5 protein-coding genes are annotated in these 1887 nt (G+C 58.5%); all 5 read left to right on the top strand.

The features are described from left to right. The first annotated feature begins 94 nt into the window (after positions 1-94). Genes IVB46_RS40535 through IVB46_RS40555 form a run of 5 tightly spaced genes read left to right on the top strand, consistent with a single transcriptional unit; the run spans position 95 to position 1547 of the window. On the top strand, positions 95-475 hold the full coding sequence (locus IVB46_RS40535; protein WP_247345407.1) for a hypothetical protein: 381 nt from the start codon (positions 95-97) through the stop codon (positions 473-475). Positions 476-513: 38 nt separating this feature from the next. Further along, complete coding sequence (locus tag IVB46_RS40540; RefSeq protein ID WP_247345410.1) at positions 514-705, top strand: hypothetical protein; 192 nt, start codon at positions 514-516, stop codon at positions 703-705. Between the two features lie 14 nt (positions 706-719). Continuing rightward, the gene (locus IVB46_RS40545) at positions 720-974 is read left to right on the top strand and encodes a hypothetical protein (protein WP_247345413.1); all 255 of its coding nucleotides are present in this window, start codon (positions 720-722) and stop codon (positions 972-974) included. A gap of 16 nt (positions 975-990) precedes the next feature. Beyond that, a complete protein-coding gene (locus tag IVB46_RS40550; RefSeq protein WP_247345416.1) occupies positions 991-1170 on the top strand; it encodes a hypothetical protein in 180 nt (59 codons plus the stop codon). 14 nt (positions 1171-1184) lie between these two features. Further along, a complete protein-coding gene (locus tag IVB46_RS40555; protein WP_247345419.1) occupies positions 1185-1547 on the top strand; it encodes a hypothetical protein in 363 nt (120 codons plus the stop codon). Positions 1548-1887: the final 340 nt, after the last annotated feature.

Consider the following 1887-nt stretch of genomic DNA (forward strand, 5'->3'; position numbering starts at 1 on the left):
TGTTCCAGACACTCGGAAAAATCTAGCAGAAACAAGCCGGTCGTCAGTCACTTCCAACTAAAGGCCGCATAGGGCGGCATAAGGAGAGACTGCCATGAGAGAGATCACCAGCCACATCGTCAATCCCGTGAACGACCGCCTCCGCATCACCGTGCTCGACCAGCCCGGCGCTGGAGGCGCAAACCACGAATACCGCATCGAGGCGACCAACGACGGCAGCGGGTTGCCGCACAAGATCGCCGACCACCATATCAGCTTCCAGAATGGCCCGATCAACGAACGCGGGGTCAACGGCGTGACGCAGGAAGTCCTGCTCGCCATCGTCGCCGACCGGCTCAACTCGTTTCAGAACGGCCCCTTTGCCTGCCGCGAAAACGAGATCGCCCTGGAGAAGGTCCAGGAGGCGATGGAAGCACTGCAATCTCGCACCAAGGCCCGCATGGCGCGTGGCGTCGAGGGGAGGAACGTGGCCTAGCGCCACGTCACCTCATAACCAGAGTGCAGGGGTCAGTCATGAAGTTGAGCGAGGCATGGGCTATCGAGGCGCTGGCGCAAAGCGTAGCAACCCGCGCGAGTGGCTTCGCAGCGCGCGGTACTTCCATCTTCAACGGCGCCATCGTCGCTGAAGAACTTCTCGATATCGCGCTCAAGATTCGAGGGCTGTGCGACCTGCCAAAAGATAGCCCAGACACCACCTCACAGTGACAGGGAGAGCCCCGATGAGCGAACAGGAGCGGATGCGAAAGGTGATGGATATGATCCCGGAGGGATGGGACAAGAAGCCCATCTCTCTGGCTTACGAGATCAGAGATTTCCTAGAAAACGTCAAGGATGCAGGGACTTCGATCGATAGTGGCACAGACGGGTCTTGCGGCGACCTCTGGGTGACGATTCAGGGCACTGAATACTTCATCACCATGAGGAAGTCGAACAAGCAGCTTGCCCAGGAAGGCAAGCTAACGCCTCCGCAATGAGGCAAGGACAGTCGTAATGGTGGACAGGACTAGGTGGGAATACAAGGTCGTCGATATGGCGCCCGGCAACGACAAGCAAGCTGAGGTGCGCCTGAATACATGGGGATCGGCCGGCTGGGAGGTTGTGGCGGTTTCCGTTCAGTTCACCAGCCATTTCGTTTGGATGAAGCGGCAGGTCAGTCGCACAGATCAGTAGCGAGGGCGAGAGAGATGGGATTGTTCGATAGCGTCTACGCCGATTGCCCACACTGTGGGAAGCCGGTCGAGTTCCAGACCAAGGCCGACGAGGCGCCGTATATGCGACGCTACACCCTGGAGGATGCGCCAGACCACATGCTGCAAGACATCCTCAACAAGCCTCATCATTGCCAGGCGTGTGATGGATGGTTCGCACTGCTGGACCAGCGTTTTCCGATAGTACCACCTCGCCCCGCGCCGATTGCCGCAAAGGTGAAGACGCCGACCGATTGCGGCGTTCACGAACAGGGCTTCAAATGGTGGCCTTGGGAGCGCCGTTTTACGGTCGCGGACTTGGAGACCGCAACACCACCGTTGCCGAATGGAGAGCGGTGATGCCCATCGAACCAGTGCCGTGCCCGTTCTGCGGCGAGGCCCCCTTAATAGACAGACGACAGGCCGGATCAGGCTTCTACATGGTCCAATGCGCCAACGCCAATTGCGAAGTGCGCGTTGAGACCAATGGCCTTGAACGCGCGAAAGCGATTGAGATTTGGAACCGCAGAGCGCCCGCATGAAAGAAACGCCATGACGATTCTGAAGAAAGGCTGCGGCCACGGTAGACCGTTCAAACAACGCTGCATTGATTGCGAACTCGTATCCGCCCGTGAGGGACTCGCGTGGGCAAAAGAAGGCGTTGAGAAATATAGCAAGCTGATCGTCAAGCTTGAAGCTG

The sequence above is a fragment of the Bradyrhizobium sp. 61 genome (assembly GCF_023073075.1).
Taxonomy (GTDB): domain Bacteria; phylum Pseudomonadota; class Alphaproteobacteria; order Rhizobiales; family Xanthobacteraceae; genus Bradyrhizobium; species Bradyrhizobium barranii.

What these genes read in the sequence shown, in the direction of transcription:
- IVB46_RS40535 (WP_247345407.1), top strand. Translation starts at nt 95, where the DNA reads ATGAGAGAGATCACCAGCCACATCGTCAATCCCGTGAACGACCGCCTC.
- IVB46_RS40550 (WP_247345416.1), top strand. Translation starts at nt 991, where the DNA reads ATGGTGGACAGGACTAGGTGGGAATACAAGGTCGTCGATATGGCGCCC.
- IVB46_RS40540 (WP_247345410.1), top strand. Translation starts at nt 514, where the DNA reads ATGAAGTTGAGCGAGGCATGGGCTATCGAGGCGCTGGCGCAAAGCGTA.
- IVB46_RS40555 (WP_247345419.1), top strand. Translation starts at nt 1,185, where the DNA reads ATGGGATTGTTCGATAGCGTCTACGCCGATTGCCCACACTGTGGGAAG.
- IVB46_RS40545 (WP_247345413.1), top strand. Translation starts at nt 720, where the DNA reads ATGAGCGAACAGGAGCGGATGCGAAAGGTGATGGATATGATCCCGGAG.